The following is a 16289-nucleotide window of genomic DNA, read 5'->3' on the forward strand; positions in this document are numbered from 1 at the left end:
CAAGGGGGGTGCCTGCGGGGGAAGGAGGGCGGCGCCGCCCGGGGGTCGGGGCGGTGCCGGGCGGGAAGGGCGGAGGAGGACGGCATCGCCCGGAGCCCGGGACGGTGCCGGGCGGGTCAGCCGATGCTCGCGTTGCCCTCCTGGACCGCCTGGTCGGCGGCCTGCTTGGGGGTGATCCGGCCGAGGTACATCTCGTTGAAGATCTGCACCAGCTTCGACTCGTAACCGGGGAAGCCGGTGACGACCGGCATGCCGTACGTGGTGCCCTTGGACTCCTCAAGGAAGGGCGAGACGTCGAGCTTCTTGCTGTTCTTCCAGTAGTCGACGTAGTTCTGGCCGAACTCCACCAGCGCCGGGAAGACGTAGCCGCCGTCGGCCATGATCTTCTGCGCCTCGGGCGAGCCGAGGAAGGCGGCCAGCTTGTTCGCCTCGGCCGGGTGCTCGGTCTTGGCGTAGACCGCCTCGGACAGGCCGTTGAGGTTCACCGAGCGCCCCTTGGGGCCCTCGGGCATCATCGCGATGCCGAGCTCGAAGTTGATCTCCGGGGCGACGAACGGCAGGAGGGCGTTGTTCGCCGGGAACATGGCGACCTCGCCCCGCTCGAACATCTCGGTCATCTTGCCGGTCGGCAGGTTGGTCTGGGCGGCCGGCGGCGCGACGTGGTACTTGTTCACCAGGTCGACGCCGAACTGCAGTGCCTGGACGGAGGCGTCGTCGTTGAAGGTGTAGCGGCCGAAGTTCTTGTCCACGAGCTTGCCGCCGTTGGACTCCACCCAGTTCATCCACTGCGTCTGGTAGTGGTTCCAGGAGCCGAAGCCGTACTGCTTGACCTTGCCGGCGTCGAAACCGGGCTCGTCGGGGTGCTTGCCGGCCTCGTCCACGGTGAGCTTGCGGGCCGTCTCCAGGAGCGTGCCGGAGCCGTCGGGCGCCCAGGTCAGCTTCTCCGGCATCTCGACGCCCGCCTTCTTGAAGGCGTCCTTGTTGTACAGCAGGCCGACGATGCCCCAGTCCTTGGGCACGCCGTACAGCTTGCCCTGGTAGGTGTAGGCGTCCACGACGGTCTTGTGGTACTTGCTCGTGTCCAGCTTCAGCGGGCTGAGGTCGGCCAGCACGCCCTTGGTGACGAACTCGGGGAAGTAGGAGGTCTGCATCCAGAAGGCGTCGGGCGCGGTGCCCGCCACCGCGTCGGCGGTGAGCTTGGTCCAGTACTGGTCCCAGGGCAGCATCTCGACGGTGACGTCGATGTTCGGGTTGGCCTTCTCGAAGGCGGCCATCACCTTCTCGTAGCCGACCTTCTGCTGCTCGTCCCAGAGCCGGTAGGTGAGCGTGACCTTCTCACCCGACCCCCCGGAGGAGGAGCCGGAGGAGTCGGAGGAGCCGCAGGCGGAGACGGCGGTGAGGAGCGCGGCGCCGGCGAGCGCCGCGGCCCAGCGGATGCGGGGGGTGTGCATGTTGTGGCCTCTCACTGTTCATTTCAGGCCGGTCAGGACCACCGACCGGACGATGTACCGCTGGAAGAAGATGAAGATCAGGAGCATGGGCAGCAGCGCGATCAGGCCGCCGGCCATGATCAGGTTCTGGTCGACGCCGATGCCGTTCCTCAGGCCGGCCAGCGCGACCGTGATGACCTTGGTGTCGTCACCGCTGGTGATGATCAGCGGCCACAGGAAGGAGTTCCACGAGGAGATCACCGTGATGATCGCCAGCGTGCCCAGGGCGGGCCGGCACAGCGGCAGCAGGATGCGCACCAGCACCGTCAGGGGCCCGGCGCCGTCGATCCGCGCGGCCTCCTCGATCCCGGCGGGCAGGCCGCGGAAGAACTGCCGCATCAGGAAGATCCCGTACGGCGTGCCCAGCAGGTGCGGGAGGAGCAGGCCCCACCAGGTGTTGATCAGCTCCAGCTCGCGCATGATGAGGAACAGCGGGATCACCGTGACGGCGCCCGGCACCATGAGCGTCGCCAGGTACAGCCAGAACAGCGCGTCCCGGCCGCGGAAGCGCAGCCGCGCGAAGGCGTAGGCGGCGAAGGTGGTGAAGACGAGCTGGCCCGCGGTGAGCGCGACGGTCATCAGCAGCGTGTTGCCGATATAGCGGGGGAAGTCCGACGCGAGCAGCGTGGTCAGGTTGGCGGTGGTCGGCGGGAGGCCCGGCAGCCACGGCTCGGTGGAGTTGAGCTGGCTCCTGCTCTTGAACGCGGTCAGCACGACCAGCAGGTAGGGGAAGACCGTGACGAAGGCTCCGGCGGCGAGCACCGCGTGCAGCAGGATCCGCCGGGCCCTCCCACGGGGCGTCTTCCCGGCCGGCGGTCCGGGCAGCGCGCCGGTCGCCGTCTTGGTCGCCGTCATCGTCATCGTCGTCCCTCAGCTCAGGTCGTAGGTGGTGCGCTTGGCGAAGAACCGGACCTGGACCAGCGTCACGGCGAGGATGACCACGAAGAGCAGCATCGACAGCGCCGAGGCGTACCCGAAGTCGAACTCGCGGAACGCGGTGCCGTAGATCTTGAAGTTGATCACCTCGGTCCGGTGGCTCGGCCCGCCGTCGGTCATCACGAAGACGGTGTCGAAGACCTGGAAGGCGCCGATCAGGTTCGTCACCAGGACGAAGAACATCGTGGGGTTCAGCAGCGGCAGGGTGACCCGGAAGAACCGCTGGACGGGCGCGGCGCCGTCCACGGCGGCGGCGTCGTAGAGCTCGCGCGGGATGCCCTGCAGGCCGGCGAGGAAGAACAGCATGTTGTAGCCGGCGTACTGCCAGACGTTGACCAGGGCGATCGCTGGCAGCGCCCAGGTGGGGTCCGACAGCCAGGCGGGCCCGGTGACGCCGAACAGGGCGAGGACGTTGTTGACCACGCCGTCGCGCGGATCGAAGATCCACTTCCAGGTCAGGCCCAGCACGATCGGGGTGGCCATCCACGGCACCACGTACAGCGCGCGGTAGAACCGCACGCCCGCGAGGCGCTGGTTCAGCAGCAGGGCGAGGACCATGGCGAGCACGGTCTGCAGCGGGATGCACAGCAGCACGTAGCCCACGGTCACCAGCAGCGAGCGCCACACGCCGCCGTCCCCGGCCATCCGCCGGTAGTTGTCCAGGCCGACGAACGTGGGCTCGGACAGCAGCTCCCAGTCGAAGAAGCTCAGGACCAGGACGATCAGGACCGGCAGCAGCAGGAAGGCCAGCACGCCGAACAGGCTCGGCGCGATGAAGAGATAGGCGTGCAGGTCGCCGAGCCCGCGGAGTCCGCGGAGCCCGCGCCGGGGCCGCCGCGCGGGGCGGGAGTCCGCCGTGCCCGTCGGTCCGGCGGGGGCGGCGGGCTCCTCGACGTCCGGGGCGGGGGCGGGGCCGGGGTGCGCGCCGAGGCCGGAGCCGGAACGGGGGGCGGTCACGACGGCTCCGTGGCGGTGGGGACCATCAGCTCCCTGGTGGTCCGCAGCCCCCACTCGTCCAGCGCGGCGATGGGGTCGCTCGACCCGCGCAGGCCCCCGGTCGCGGCGATGTGGGCGGCCCACTCCTCGCGCGCCTCCACCTCCGGCCGCAGGATGACGCAGTCGGGGTCGTTGACCCACCAGCGGGCGTGCAGGAACTCGCGGGCCGCGCCGGTGAGCCGGGCGCCGAGCTGGGACGGCTGGCTGATGTCGCCCGAGCGGGGCATCAGGTTGGGCGCCATGTCGGGGCTGACCCGCATGATGTCCACCAGGCCGATGCTGGGCAGCAGCGGGGCGCCGCAACCGTGCAGCGTGGCGTCCGGGCCGGCTCCGGCGCGGACCAGCTCCAGACCGCGCCGGTAGGCGGTGATCGGGTCCACGTCCTCGTGCCGCGCGCCGGCCAGCGCCCCGGCGTAGCAGTAGTCGAGCTTGAAGTGGGTCACGCCCAGGCGGGCCAGGCCCTCGAAGACGCCGATGAGATGGGCGGCGGCGTCGGGGTGGGTGACGTCCAGCACGGCCAGTTCCTGGTCCCACATGCGCCCGGCGCTCACCGGCCCGTCCGGGCCGCCGACCAGCCAGTCGGGGTGCTCCCGGAAGAGGCGGCTGCCGTGGCCCACGAGGTACGGCGCGACCCAGATGCCGGCCCGGCGGCCCGTCCTGACGACGGCGTCCACCGCCCGTTCCAGCGAGCCGAACCCCGGCCGGATCTCCAGCCAGTCACCGATGCCCGCCTCGTAGCCGTCGTCGATGAGGAACATGTCGGCGTCGATGCCGTGCCGGGCGGCCAGGTCGAGGTTGTCGACGATGTCGTTCTCGGTGACCCGGTCGAAGTAGCCGTACCAGCTGCACCACATCGGCGGCACCGCCGGGAAGGCGGCGGGCGCGTGTCCCTCGGCCATGGTGCCGGCCCAGCCGCGTAGCGCGGCGTCCAGGCCGCCCTCGGCCAGCCAGTGCCGTACCGGGCCGTCCGCGGAGATCACCAGCCGTCCGCCCTCGGCGCGGGCCCTGATGGAGGGGACGGTCAGCGGGTCCGGCGCCGACCAGACGGCGACCGGGCCGCCGTCCCCGGGATCGACGGCGAGCAGTCCCTCGCCCTGGAACGTCCCGGCCGGGACGGGGGTCTCCGGGCGGTAGCAGATGAGGTGGATGTTGTCGTCGGCCGGCCGGGGAGGCGTGCCGTCGAGGGGGTAGGCGCCGGTGGGGCTCCAGGATTGCCAGCCGTGCTCGAAGACCCGCGCCCACCGGGGGTCGCACGTGGTCTCGCCCACGTCTGTGAAGCCGGTACGCGGCATCGAGCTTCCTCGCTCTCGCTCAGTTACGAAGGAGTCCATCATTATTAACACCGCAGCCATCAGCGGGCAATGGCCGTTTTCCAGGAAAAGTCCGGCCCGATTCCCTCCGCCCAGGGCGGGGATCGCTGGCATACTTGGGCTTTAAACAGGAGACCTACATTAGGGATGGCGATGTCGAATCCCCCGCCGAGCGGCGGAGATCTCTCCCGGCTCCGGCAGCTCAACGCGCTGTCGGCGATCAGGGCGCTGCGCGGGGCCGAGCCTCTCCCCCTGTCGGCCATCGCCTCCCGCACCGGCCTGTCGAGGCCGTCCACCAAGGAGGTCGTGGACGAGCTGATGGGCCTGGGCTGGGTCGAGGAGGTTCCCCCGGCACCGGGGACGGTGGGCAGGCCCGCCCGCCGCTACCGGTTCCGCTCCGGCAGCGGCCACCTGGCCGGGGTCGACATCGGGGCGCACAACGTGCGCGCCGCGGTCGCCGACCTCGACGGGAACATCGTGGCCGAGACCCGGCAGGCGGTCCGGCCCGACACCCCCGTCGCCGACCGCCTGGCCGCGGTGGAACGGGCGGTCGCGGGCTGTCTGGCCATGAGCGGACTGACCGCGGGGAACCTGTGGACGGTCGTGATCGGCACCACCGGGCTCGTCGACCGCGACGGCCGGGTCATCTTCTCCGCGGCGATCCCCAACTGGAGCGGCCTCGACCTGGCCGGCCTGCTGGGCGGGAAGTTCCCCTGCGACGTGCTGGTCGAGAACGACAGCCGGCTCGCCGCGCTGGCCGAGACCCGCCGCGGGGTGGCCCGCGGCTCCCGGGAGGTCGTGTTCCTGCACATCGGGCGCAGGATGGGCACCGGTCTGATCATCGACGGCAGGCTGCACCGCGGGTTCGGGGCCGCGGCGGGCGAGATCGGCATGCTGCCGGAGACCCGCTGGAAGAGCGCGATCACGCACCTGCACGGCTGCGCGATCGTGCCGGAGGGCACGCCGCCGGAGGACGCCGCGGGCTACGTCCTGGCGGCGGCGCGCACCGGTGACCCGGCCGCCGTGGCGGCCGTCGGGCGCTACGTCGACGAGCTGGCCGTCGGCGCCGCCGCGACCGTGCTCACCCTCGACCCGGAGCTCGTGGTGCTGGGCGGCGGCTTCTCCCGCTCCGCCGACGTGCTGCTGCCCCCGCTGCGCAGCAGGCTGGAGGCGGTCTGCCTGCGCATGCCGGAGCTGCGTGCCTCCACGCTGGGCGACGAGTGCGTCGTCCTCGGTGCGATCGACTACGCCGCCGACCACCTCGACCGGCAGCTCTTCGCCGCCGACACGGGACCCGCCCTGCCGCTCCCGCTGTCCGTCACCCGCTGACCGTACGGCCACCGGCCCGTACGGCCGGCCGTACGGGCCCCGGCCTCGGTCTCGGCCGGGTTGACCTCGACTTTGGTCGAGGTTGCAGGCTGGTCTCAGCACTTCCACCGAGGAAAGAGATCACTCTCATGATTCTGGTCACCGGGGCGACCGGCAACGTCGGCGGGCACGTCGTCTCCCAGCTGCTGAACAGGGGCGTCGCCGTACGCGCGCTGACCCGCGACCCCGCCACGGCGGCCCTGCCGGACGGCGTCGAGGCGGTGCGGGGCGACCTGGCCGACCCCGCCTCCCTGGACACCGCGCTGGACGGGGTGGAAGCGGTGTTCCTGCTCTGGCCCACGCTGGCGGCCGACCACGCCGCCGCGGCCGCCGTCGAGAGGATCGCCGGACGGGCGCGCCGCGTGGTCTACGTCTCCGCGCGCGGCGTGTCCGACGACCTGGAGCGGGCGCCGGGCTCGATCCTGGGCTCCCACGCCTACCTGGAGCGCCTGATCAGGGGGGCCGGCGTGGAGTGGACGTTCCTGCGTCCCGGCGGGTTCGCGGTGAACACCCTGCTGTGGGCGCCGGAGATCCGCGCCACGGGCGTGGTCCGCAGGTCCCACGGGGCGGCGGGCCGGGCGCTGATCCACGAACGGGACATCGCGACCGTCGGGGTGCTCGCGCTGACCGGGGACGGCCACGCCGGGGCGGTCTACGAGCTGACCGGGCCGGAGACCCTGACCCAGGCCGAGCAGGCGGCCGCCATCGGCGAGGCGATCGGCCGCCCGGTGCGCTGGGAGGAGGTCCCCCCGGAGAACACGCTCAGGGACCTCGTGGCGAGCGGCATGCCGGCCGCCATGGCCGAGGGCATCGTCGCCGCCCACGACGCGATGGTGACGTCGCCCGAGACGACCACCGCCACGTTCGAGAAGGTCACCGGGGTCCCGGCGACGCCGTTCCGGCAGTGGGCGATCGACCACGCCGGCGACTTCCGCTGACCACCGCCCTCCCGGACACCGTCCTCCCAGGCTCATGCCCACCGGGGGCGGGCACGAGCCTGGGAGGACGCCGGCCGCGCCGGGTCCGTACCCGTCTCCCGCGCCCCGGCCACCGTCAGGCGGTCACCGCGACGCCGACCGGTTCGGCGGGCCCGGCCGGCTCGGGGACGGCGGTACGGCGGGCCACGGCCGGCCCCATCGCCATGACCGCGATCCCGGTCGACACCCCCGCCACCAGGGCCGACCACCAGAGCACGGCCGGGTCGAAGCTCGTGTAGACCGCGGCGCCCACGGTCAGCGCGATGAACCGGGCCAGCCCCCACGTCCACTGGAAGGCGCCCTGGTAGCGGCCGCGGGCGTGGGCCGGCGCCAGGTTCGCGACGATCGCGGCGGCGATCCCGCCGACGCACGCCTCCCCGACCGACCACAGCAGCACGGTCAGCGCGTACTCGACCGGCCGCTCGGCCACTCCGGTCAGTGCGACGCCGACCGCGATCAGCACGCTCGCCGCGCCGAGCACCGGAAGCTGCGGAAGCCGGGTGAGCAGGCCCGTGGCGACCGGCTGGAGCACCACGACCACCACCGCGTTGACCATGGCCATGAAGCCGTAGACGGCCGGGGACAGCCCGTCGTCGCGAATGGCGAGGGGCAGGGCGACCTCGGTGAGCGAGTAGACCAGGAGCTGGACGCCGAACAGCGGCAGCAGGGCGAGCAGCAGCCGGTCGCGTAGCACCACCCCGTAGCCCGCGCCCTCGGTCTCCGGGGCCCGGCCCGAACGGTCGGCCGGCAGCAGGACCGCGATGACGAACGCGACGGCGAGCGAGGTGGCGGCGTCCACCCCGAACAGCAGCCAGTACCCGCGCTCGGCCAGGAACCCGCCGAGCACCCCGGCGACCGCGGTGCCGACGTTGATCCCCCAGCCGAACAGCGAGTACGCCGCCCGGCGCCGCTCCGGCATGACCGTGTCGGCCATCATCGCGTACACCGCCGGGGTGACCAGCGCCCCGGCCGCGCTGAGCAGCGCCGCGGCGAGCGCCAGCGTGACCAGCCCCGGCGCCGCGAACAGCGCTCCGGCGGCGGCGGCGTTGCCGGTCAGACCGATCAGCATCGTGGGCCGCCGGCCCAGCCGGTCGGCGAGCAGGCCGCCCAGCATCGGGCCGACGAGGTTCCCGGCGCCCAGCGCGCCCAGGACGTAGGGGGTCTGCTCGGCGGAGACGCCACGGGTGGCCAGGAAGAACACCAGGAACGGACCGACCAGGTAACCGAGCCGGCTGACGACGGTCCCGGTGAAGAGGACCCAGACGGGCCGCGGGAAGCCGCCGAACTGGACGGCCAGGGCGGAACGCAGAGAGGACATGGCGCAGATCCTGCGCGTTCCGCTCGAAGGAGACCATTGATTAAGCTGAGGCTGAATCATCTGCCACCGGAGGAGCGGGCATGCGGACCGAACTGGCCTTCTCGACGGGCGACCTGGCGCACACCCGTTTCGCCGTGTCCCCGATGTGGGAGGTCGTGACCAGCTTCCGCGTCCTGGCCGGGCCCTCCGTGCCGGAACCGCACCGGCCGTGGGCCGAACAGGTGCTGCCCCGGCTGCGGGCGGCGGGCCTGGACCGCGGCCGGCTCGCCCGCCTGGTCCCCGCCACCGGCTACCTCGCCGACTTCCTCACCCCCACCCCGGCCACGCCGTTCCCCACCCTGGAGGCCGAGCTGGCCGCGATCCGGGCGACCTCCGCCGAGCAGGCGCGCCGGGACCTCGCCGTCCTGGCGGCCGAGCGGACGCGCCAGGGACCCGGCCACCCGGCGGTGACGCGGGACCCCGGCGACCCGGCGGCGGGACGGCCGCGGCGGGGTTCCGGCGGTCCGGCGGTCGTGCCGTCCCGGCGCGACCCGGCCGAGGACCTCGACCGGGTGACGGCCGAGATCGAGACCTATTGGGAGCTGGCCCTCGCCCCCTACTGGGCCCGCGTCCGCGCGACGCTGGAGGCCGACGTCTTCCACCGGGCCCGGCAGGTGGCCGAGTACGGCGCCGCCCACCTGCTCAACGACCTGCACGCCTCGGTGAGCTGGGGCGACGACACCCTGCGGCTCGTCAGGCGGCACTGCACGGTCACCCGGGAGCATGCCGGCCCGGGGCTGGTCCTACTGCCCTCGGTGTTCTCCTGGCCGCACGTACTCACCAGGGTGGCCGCGTCCGAACCGCTGCAGGTCGCCTACCCGGCCCGCGGGTTCGGGTCGGTCTGGGAGCGACGCGTGGGCGCGGACGCCGACGCCATGGCCGCCGTGCTCGGCCGGTCCCGCGCGCTGCTGCTGGCCGAGCTGGAGTCGCCGGCCTCCACCACCCAGCTCGCGCGGCGGTCCGGGCTGTCGGCGGCGGGGGTCTCCCAGCACCTGACCGTCCTGCGCGACGCGGGCCTGGTCACCGCCCACCGGGCCGGTCGCTCCGTGCTGTACGCCCGTACGGCGGTGGCCGACTCCCTCCTCGCCGCCGCCCCCGCCTGACCCGCCCGCGCAACCGAAGAAGGCCCAGATCGGCATGCCGACCCGGGTGTTCTTTCCGTGCACCGCCGGGGACTCCTTCGGAGCCAGGCACGCGGTATCGATGCCGTGGCGATGAGCCCTGACGGACGGATGCTCGCCATCTGCGACAGCGACGGGCACACCGTGTTGTGGGACCTCTCCGACCCGGCTAGCCCCAGACCCTTGAGCTCACCGCTGCCCGCACCGGAAACAGGGGCACTCTCGGCGGCGTTCGGCCCAGACGGTCGAACCCTGGCCGTGGGGAGCGGCCAGGGAACGGTACGGCTGTGGGACGTCTCCGATCCGGCCCGCCCCGTGCCCCTAGGACAGCCCATCACCGCCCCCGCGCAGATGGTGTACGCCGTGGCGTTCAGCCCGGACGGCGCCACCCTGGCAGCCGCGGCCGACGAGCTGATGGGGACGAGCATCGATCAGTCCATAGCGCTCTGGCGGGTCTCCGATCCGGCCCACCCTACGCCCTGGGGCAGACCGCTTCCCGGCCACACCGGCTCCATCCTTACGTTGGCGTTCAGCCCGGACGGGCGAACGTTGGCCAGCGGCGGAGACGATGGAGCCATCCATCTGTGGGACGTCTCCGATCCGGCCACGGCCGCGCCCAAGGGCGAACCGATTCTCGGACACGTCGGCTCCATCACCGCGGTGACGTTCAGGCCGGACGGATACACCTTGGCCCTGACCAGCTCGCACCGGGAGACGTCACTGTGGTCTTTGGACGTGGATCTGGCCGCCCGACGCATCTGCGGCATCACAAAGGGGAGTCTCACGACCGCCAAATGGCGGGGGTACTTCGGCGACGACATTCCGTACACCGCAGCGTGCCCATGACGGTGATCGGGATCACGAACGCACATCGATCATGACGCTGACAAGATCACGACAGACGGGCAGCCGACGAGCGACCATCGTGATCAACGCCGAGCGCGAGGCGCCGCCGAGGTGATCGTCGAATGGAGAAACCCCAGGTCAGTGACACTGACCTGGGGTTTCTCGCTGGTGCGCCGCCAGGGACTCGAACCCCGGACCCGCTGATTAAGAGTCAGCTGCTCTAACCAACTGAGCTAGCGGCGCCCGACTTCGACAAGACTACCGGATTCGCGGCAGTGGTCCGTACCCGAAGCGCCCGCACTCGTCCGTCACCACCGGCCCGGGACCGCCGCGCGGCCCCCGACCCCACCGGCAAGCCATCCCAGCCCTCGTAGATTCGCCTAGACAGGCGCATAACCGGCGAAATAAGTACATATCTACACAAGCATCTCCCATGCTTTGAATTCCATCGGCAAGCAACGTCTCGCCCCGAGGTGACATTTCGCCGCCGGGCTCCGATCGGCAGGCCCGCACCGCCGTACGCCCATCCCCTGGTCGAGGTCGATGATCCTCTCCCTCGGGGAGGGCAAGCCGTTGCCCCGGTTCTCCCAGACGCCGCCGGGTCTCGTTTAGGTCTCATTCCCCGGGTAGCAGGGTGGAGTCCGGAGAACCGACCAAGGGAGACAGACACCATGCAGCCTGATCTCTGGAACTACCGATCCGACATCTACGGTGACGACAAGACCCTGGATCTCGCGGGCTATCACGTCGAGGCGACCGACGGGAAGATCGGCTCCGTGGACGAGGCGACCTACGACGTCGGCGAGAGCTACATCGTCGTCGACACCGGCCCGTGGATCTTCGGCAAGAAGGTCATGCTGCCGGCCAGCACGGTGACCCGGATCGACCCGCAGGAGCGCAGGGTCTATCTGGCCCGTACCAAGGAAGAGATCAAGAACGCTCCGGAGTTCGACGAGGCGACCTTCAAGGAGCCGACCTACCGCAAGACGGTGGGCGACTACTACGGCCGCTTCCCCTACGACGGGCCCGGCACCTTCTGACCTGGCCACGGCGAAACACATGAAAGGGGCCCCGCCTGATGGCGGGGCCCCTTCGCGTGGCGGACCGGCCGGTCCGCCACGGGGAGTTCAGGGCCACGAGGAGTCGCCCGTGGCGTCGACGGAGCCGGGGATCACCTCCAGGCGCTCCAGCAGGGTCAGGAAGGTGGAGGCGTACGGCGAGACCTGGGCGACCGATGCCACCCGGTTCCAGTCGACCTGCTCACGCAAAGCCCTGACCTGCGGAAGAAGCGAGCCGTAGTCGCAACTGTGCTCCGACAGCGGCAGGAGCCAGGAGATCACCAGGTCGGTCGCCTCCAGGACCGGCACGATGACGGCCGAGGCCTTCATCTGCTCGGACCGCTCAAGTAGCTCCGGGGTGACCGGGTTGCCGCAGATGTTGAAGATCAGATCTACCAGTCTGCCCTCGTCGTATGCCTTGACCAGCCAGTCCTCCGGGGGCTTGGCCGTCTCGAAGCCCAGCTCGCGCAGCGCTTCCAGGGCCGTCGGCACGTCCTCCTGGGGCAGGACGAAGTCGACGTCGTGCAACGAGGGCGCGGCCCCGCGGGCGTAGGCGGCGCACCCGCCGGCGAGCGCGAACCTCACCTTCGCGTCCTTCAGGGCCGTACTCGCCCGCTTCAATGTCTCCAGGATCGAATCCGTTACCTCATGGCTGTGACTTCCCATGGGACTCGCTTACCCCGTGTCTCCGCAGGTAGGCATGGCAATCTTTTACCAGGGCATTGGAATGGCATGATTCAGCCAGAATTTGTCCAAAAAGAGTCGACCGAGGAGGATCCCCAGCCGAACGAGAGCCACAAGGAACGGGTGGACCGGGAACTCGGGGAACTGCTGCAGGGACTGCGGGTCGCCGTCACGGGCGTCCAGGTCCTGTTCGCGTTTCTGCTGACCCTGCCGTTCGCCAGCGGTTTCCACAAGGTGGACTCGTTGGGCCGCTGGCTGTTCTTCATCGCGTTGCTGAGCGCCGCCCTCGCCTCCGTCTGCTTCATCACCCCCGCCGCCCAGCACCGCCTGCTGTTCCGGACCGGGCTGAAGGAGAGGATGCTGCACCGGGCCAACGAGCTCGGCATCGCCGGGGCCGTCGGGCTCGCGATCGCGATGACCACCTCGGTGGCGCTGGTCGCGGAGACGGTCATCAACGCCTGGCCGGCCGCGCTGTTCGGCGGCGCGATCGCCCTGTCCAGCGTCTGGCTGTGGATCCTCCAGCCCATCGTCGATCTCTACCGGAGCAAGGATGTTAAGCCGTGAAACGTGAGGGCAGTGCATTGTCATGGCTACCTTGCTCTGGATCATCGCAGTCGTTCTCGTCATCGCCGGGATCTACGTCATCCTGGCCCGCCGCGACCTCCTCTGGGGGATCGTCCTCATCGTCCTCGGTTTCCTGGTCGGCCCCGGGGGCGTGAGCATCTTCAATGTCTGATGCGGGCTTATGAGCCCGCGCACTGAACAACCGAACACGAAGTCGCCCCGAATTCCAAACAAAAGCATCGGCGGGCCGGGTTCACACCCGGCCCGCCTCTTCTTTCCCTGACGGCTTCTCACCGGTTTCTCTCCCCGGCGGAGCAGCCCACGGCCTCGGGGCGGGACACCTCAGGGCCTCAGGGCGGGCAGCCCCCGGCCTCGGGGCCGGGCAGCCCGCGGCCTCAGAGGCAGTACAGCCCGTAGGCGCGTTTCAGCACCGGCAGCGCCACGTTGCGCACCCGGACGCCGCCGGGCGTCTCCCCCTTCTCCGTGCCCGCGTGCGCGTGCCCGTGGATGATCAGGTCGGCGCCCTCGCCGTCCACCGCCTCGGCCAGCAGGTAGCTGCCGAGGAAGGGGTAGATCTCCAGGGGCTCGCCCTCAAGGGTGTCCTTGACCGGGGAGTAGTGCGACAGCACCACCTTGCGGTCGGCCTGGAGCTCCTTCAGCGCCACCCGCCAGCGCTCCGCGATCCGCTTGGTGTGCCCGACGAACGCCTTGATCTCGGGCTCGCCGAAGTCGCTGGCGCACTTGCCCGCGTACCCCCCGCCGAACCCCTTGCCCCCGACCACGCCGAGCCGTACCCCGTCGATGTCGAGCACGGTCGAGTCGTCGTGCAGCACGGCGATCCCGACGCTCTTCAGCAGGGCCGCGATCTCCCCGGGAACGTCGGAGTGGTAGTCGTGGTTGCCGAGCACGGCGATGACCGGGACCGGCAGGTCACGGAACTCGTCGGCCACCACCCGCGCCTCCTCGATCGTGCCGTGCCGGGTGAGGTCACCGGCCAGGAGCAGCACGTCGGCGTGGTCGGCGAGGTCCTCCAGCCGCTCGCGGTAACGGCCCCGCATGCTCTCGTCCAGGTGCACGTCCCCGACGGCCGCGATCCGCAGCTCTCTCACAGCTTCTCCCTCTCCCCGGGTTCCCTGACGTCCATGACGGCGATCTCGTTGCGAACCGTCAGTCCGGGAGCCGCCTCGCCGGCCACGTCGGCGATCAGCGAGCGTCGCTCGTCACAGGAGACCTGACCGTGCAGGAAGATCTGGTCGCCCCGGACGACCACGCGGATGCCCAGCTCGTGGGTCCTCTCGTCCTCCGCCAGCGCGCTCTGCACGCGCGCGGCAACGTACTGCGGAGCCTCCATCGCCTGAACTCCTTTCGTCCAAAACGCTCGCTTTCCCGAGAACGCCGAGGTCAAACGCGTTTAAAGAGCCCGTGGCCGGGGAATTACCTCCGATTGGATGCCTAGGACGCAGGCACGTTCCTGTCGCATTTTCCGCCACGGAGCCGTGCCCATGAAGATCGCAATGGTGTCCGAACACGCCAGCCCTCTGGCGACCGTCGGCGGCGCCGACGCCGGAGGTCAGAACGTCCACGTCGCCGCCCTCTCCCGGGCACTCGCCGAGCGGGGGCACGACGTCACCGTCTACACCCGCCGGGAATGTTCCTTTCAGCCCTCCGAGGTGGCCTTCGCCCCCGGCGTCACCGTGGTCCACGTGCCGGCCGGCCCGGCCGTGACCCTGCCCAAGGACGACCTGCTGGCCTGGATGCCCGACTTCGGCCGATGGCTGGCCCGGCGCTGGGACGCGGCCCCTCCGGACGTCGCGCACAGCCACTTCTGGATGAGCGGGCTGGCCTCGCTGGCCGCCGCCCGGGACACCGCGGTGCCGATCGTGCACACCTTCCACGCCCTCGGCGCGGTCAAGCGGCGCCACCAGGGGAAGGCCGACACCAGCCCGCGCGAACGGGTGGGCGCCGAGACGCTCGTCGCCCGGCAGGCGGACGCGGTGATCGCCACCTGCGCCGACGAGGTCGCCGAGCTGGTGCGGATGCGGACGCCCGAGCGGGCGGTACGGGTGATCCCCTGCGGCGTCGACCTGGCGGCGTTCACCCCGGACGGCCCCGCGGCGGACCTCGGCCTCCGGGACTCCGGACCGGTCCTGCTGGCCATCGGCCGGGCCGTGCCGCGCAAGGGAGTGGAGACCACGATCCGGGCACTGCGCCATGTTCCGGACGCCACCCTCGTCGTCGCGGGCGGCTCCCCCGGCGAACCGGAGCCGGCCCGCCTGATGCGGATCGCCCGCATGTGCGGCGTGGCGGACCGCGTCCGGTTCATCGGCCGGGTGGCCCGCGAGGACGTCCCCGCGCTGATGCGCGCGGCGGACGCGGTGGTCACCGTCCCCTGGTACGAGCCCTTCGGGATCGTGCCACTGGAGGCCATGGCCTGCGGGACGCCGGTGGTCGCCTCGGCGGTGGGCGGACATCTCGACACGGTCGTCCCCGGCGTCACCGGCCTGCTGGTCCCGCCGCGTGACGTGGCCGCACTCGGCCAGGCCCTGCGCGAGCTGCTCGCCGACCCGGCCCGGCTCGGCGCGTACGGCGCCGCCGCGGCCGCGCGGGCGAGGTCCGGCTACGGCTGGGACGAGGTGGCGGGCCGCACCGCCGCGGTCTACGCCGAGGTGCTCGCCTCGCAGGGGCCGGCGGCGGGCGCCTTCCGGGGCACGGGAGCCGCCTGACGGCGACGGGAACGCGGGAGGCCCCCGCTGAGGACCTGGAGAACGCGGGGACCTCCCGACGACAGCGGAGACGCGGGAGCCCCCTGTCGAGGACCGTGCGCGGGGCCTCCCGACCGCCTCGGAGACGCGGGAGCGCCCCGGCCGCACCGGGGATCCGGTGCGGCCGGGGCGCTCCGCGAGGGTCAGCGGCCGGTGGCTCGATGGATCTTCCCCGTGGCGGTCCGGTCGATCACGGCCTTGACCACTCCGAAGATCGCACCCTGGATGGCCGCCGCGACCAGGATCTCCTTCCAGCCGTACTGGTCGGAGGTCGGGTCCGGGGTCTCGTCCTTGCCCGAGGCGAGCTTCCAGACCTGCTTGAAGATGGCTCCGGCGACGGCACCGCCGACCAGGCCGGTCACGGCGCCGGTACCCTTGGATACGATCTTGCTCAACTTCGCGTCCTCCGTTCGCGTTCGATGGGGGCCGCGCCTACCCGGTACAAACCGCCGTTAACGGTGTATACCAGAGGAACGGACGGCAGCGAGGGGCGACGTCCGCGCCCGGGAACCGCCTCGGATCACACGACCGGCGGGTCGTCGTAGTGGCGCTCCTCGTACACGCGACGCTGGGTCACCGGGTCCTCGATCACCGTGGTGGTGGGAGGCTGCACGACCCGGCGTGCGACGCGGAGCCGGTAGAGCGCGAACAGCAGCCATACAAGGCCGCCGAGCATCAGGATCACACCGACGATGTTGATGTCGAACCCGGCGATGTCGAACTCGACCGCCCAGGTGAGAATCGCACCGAGCATTATGAGGATGATGCCGCCTGCGATGGTCATGGGATTACCTCCTTCGAGCCAACGCCCCATCCCCTA

General features: G+C 71.2%; 18 protein-coding genes, 1 tRNA gene and 1 pseudogene. 9 read left to right on the plus strand and 11 right to left on the minus strand.

The features are described from left to right. Nucleotides 1-116 precede the first annotated feature (116 nt). The 4 genes from ACQP10_RS30820 to ACQP10_RS30835 are packed head-to-tail and all read right to left on the minus strand — an operon-like array spanning nucleotide 117 to nucleotide 4714. A complete protein-coding gene (locus tag ACQP10_RS30820) occupies nucleotides 117-1451 on the minus strand; it encodes an ABC transporter substrate-binding protein (protein ID WP_433540197.1) in 1335 nt (444 codons plus the stop codon). An 18-nt stretch (nucleotides 1452-1469) separates the two neighbouring features. Next, on the minus strand, nucleotides 1470-2351 hold the full coding sequence (locus tag ACQP10_RS30825; protein ID WP_389999690.1) for a carbohydrate ABC transporter permease: 882 nt from the start codon (nucleotides 2349-2351) through the stop codon (nucleotides 1470-1472). Nucleotides 2352-2360: 9 nt separating this feature from the next. Next, the gene (locus ACQP10_RS30830) at nucleotides 2361-3383 is read right to left on the minus strand and encodes a carbohydrate ABC transporter permease (RefSeq protein WP_389999687.1); all 1023 of its coding nucleotides are present in this window, start codon (nucleotides 3381-3383) and stop codon (nucleotides 2361-2363) included. After that, nucleotides 3380-4714 (minus strand): glycoside hydrolase family 36 protein, encoded by a 1335-nt coding sequence (locus ACQP10_RS30835; protein WP_346019317.1) that lies wholly within the window; start codon nucleotides 4712-4714, stop codon nucleotides 3380-3382. The genes ACQP10_RS30830 and ACQP10_RS30835 overlap by 4 nt, the downstream gene beginning before the upstream one ends. A gap of 171 nt (nucleotides 4715-4885) precedes the next feature. Here ACQP10_RS30835 and ACQP10_RS30840 point away from each other — a divergent pair, with 171 nt between their 5' ends. Both ACQP10_RS30840 and ACQP10_RS30845 read left to right on the plus strand, forming a co-directional pair. Further along, the gene (locus ACQP10_RS30840) at nucleotides 4886-6061 is read left to right on the plus strand and encodes an ROK family transcriptional regulator (protein ID WP_346019316.1); all 1176 of its coding nucleotides are present in this window, start codon (nucleotides 4886-4888) and stop codon (nucleotides 6059-6061) included. Between the two features lie 128 nt (nucleotides 6062-6189). Further along, nucleotides 6190-7038, plus strand: a complete 849-nt coding sequence (locus ACQP10_RS30845; protein ID WP_433540198.1) for an NAD(P)H-binding protein — start codon at nucleotides 6190-6192, stop codon at nucleotides 7036-7038. A 115-nt stretch (nucleotides 7039-7153) separates the two neighbouring features. Here the strand turns inward: ACQP10_RS30845 and ACQP10_RS30850 are convergent, their stop codons facing one another. Beyond that, the gene (locus ACQP10_RS30850) at nucleotides 7154-8395 is read right to left on the minus strand and encodes an MFS transporter (protein ID WP_433540199.1); all 1242 of its coding nucleotides are present in this window, start codon (nucleotides 8393-8395) and stop codon (nucleotides 7154-7156) included. 80 nt (nucleotides 8396-8475) lie between these two features. Between ACQP10_RS30850 and ACQP10_RS30855 the strand changes: the two genes are divergently transcribed. From ACQP10_RS30855 to ACQP10_RS30865, 3 genes and pseudogenes are all read left to right on the plus strand, one after another. Further along, a complete protein-coding gene (locus ACQP10_RS30855; RefSeq protein WP_346019313.1) occupies nucleotides 8476-9537 on the plus strand; it encodes an ArsR/SmtB family transcription factor in 1062 nt (353 codons plus the stop codon). A 105-nt stretch (nucleotides 9538-9642) separates the two neighbouring features. After that, a pseudogene (locus tag ACQP10_RS30860) lies at nucleotides 9643-9837 on the plus strand (WD40 repeat domain-containing protein); the annotation flags it as partial. Nucleotides 9838-9918: 81 nt separating this feature from the next. Further along, complete coding sequence (locus ACQP10_RS30865; RefSeq protein WP_346019312.1) at nucleotides 9919-10401, plus strand: WD40 repeat domain-containing protein; 483 nt, start codon at nucleotides 9919-9921, stop codon at nucleotides 10399-10401. 166 nt (nucleotides 10402-10567) lie between these two features. Here ACQP10_RS30865 and ACQP10_RS30870 read toward each other — a convergent pair. Next, nucleotides 10568-10644, minus strand: a tRNA-Lys gene (locus ACQP10_RS30870). A 428-nt stretch (nucleotides 10645-11072) separates the two neighbouring features. Here ACQP10_RS30870 and ACQP10_RS30875 point away from each other — a divergent pair. Continuing rightward, a complete protein-coding gene (locus ACQP10_RS30875; RefSeq protein ID WP_179824683.1) occupies nucleotides 11073-11441 on the plus strand; it encodes a PRC-barrel domain containing protein in 369 nt (122 codons plus the stop codon). An 87-nt stretch (nucleotides 11442-11528) separates the two neighbouring features. Here ACQP10_RS30875 and ACQP10_RS30880 read toward each other — a convergent pair whose 3' ends face one another. Then, entirely contained in the window at nucleotides 11529-12125 is a 597-nt protein-coding gene (locus ACQP10_RS30880; protein ID WP_346019311.1) for a nucleotidyltransferase, read from the minus strand. Between the two features lie 66 nt (nucleotides 12126-12191). Here ACQP10_RS30880 and ACQP10_RS30885 point away from each other — a divergent pair, with 66 nt between their 5' ends. Next, nucleotides 12192-12707, plus strand: a complete 516-nt coding sequence (locus ACQP10_RS30885; RefSeq protein ID WP_433540200.1) for a DUF6328 family protein — start codon at nucleotides 12192-12194, stop codon at nucleotides 12705-12707. A gap of 22 nt (nucleotides 12708-12729) precedes the next feature. Then, nucleotides 12730-12879: a GPGG-motif small membrane protein gene (locus ACQP10_RS30890; RefSeq protein ID WP_175593845.1), complete on the plus strand. Its 150-nt coding sequence runs from the start codon at nucleotides 12730-12732 to the stop codon at nucleotides 12877-12879. A gap of 223 nt (nucleotides 12880-13102) precedes the next feature. On the opposite strand, the gene ACQP10_RS30895 is transcribed toward ACQP10_RS30890, so the two are convergent. Both ACQP10_RS30895 and ACQP10_RS30900 read right to left on the minus strand, forming a co-directional pair. Further along, nucleotides 13103-13816, minus strand: coding sequence for a metallophosphoesterase family protein (locus ACQP10_RS30895; RefSeq protein ID WP_312873488.1), 714 nt, complete (start codon nucleotides 13814-13816; stop codon nucleotides 13103-13105). Next, on the minus strand, nucleotides 13813-14058 hold the full coding sequence (locus ACQP10_RS30900) for a BON domain-containing protein (protein WP_346019309.1): 246 nt from the start codon (nucleotides 14056-14058) through the stop codon (nucleotides 13813-13815). The genes ACQP10_RS30895 and ACQP10_RS30900 overlap by 4 nt, the downstream gene beginning before the upstream one ends. Nucleotides 14059-14209: 151 nt before the next feature. Here ACQP10_RS30900 and ACQP10_RS30905 point away from each other — a divergent pair, with 151 nt between their 5' ends. Continuing rightward, on the plus strand, nucleotides 14210-15430 hold the full coding sequence (locus ACQP10_RS30905; RefSeq protein ID WP_346019308.1) for a glycosyltransferase: 1221 nt from the start codon (nucleotides 14210-14212) through the stop codon (nucleotides 15428-15430). 182 nt (nucleotides 15431-15612) lie between these two features. Here the strand turns inward: ACQP10_RS30905 and ACQP10_RS30910 are convergent, their stop codons facing one another. Together ACQP10_RS30910 and ACQP10_RS30915 are read right to left on the minus strand one after the other, a co-directional pair. Next, nucleotides 15613-15864 (minus strand): DUF4235 domain-containing protein, encoded by a 252-nt coding sequence (locus ACQP10_RS30910; RefSeq protein ID WP_179824692.1) that lies wholly within the window; start codon nucleotides 15862-15864, stop codon nucleotides 15613-15615. A gap of 125 nt (nucleotides 15865-15989) precedes the next feature. Then, nucleotides 15990-16253, minus strand: a complete 264-nt coding sequence (locus ACQP10_RS30915; RefSeq protein WP_346019307.1) for a DUF6458 family protein — start codon at nucleotides 16251-16253, stop codon at nucleotides 15990-15992. Between the last annotated feature and the right edge of the window lie 36 nt (nucleotides 16254-16289).

This window comes from Streptosporangium sandarakinum (assembly GCF_050942225.1).
Lineage (GTDB): Bacteria > Actinomycetota > Actinomycetes > Streptosporangiales > Streptosporangiaceae > Streptosporangium > Streptosporangium nondiastaticum.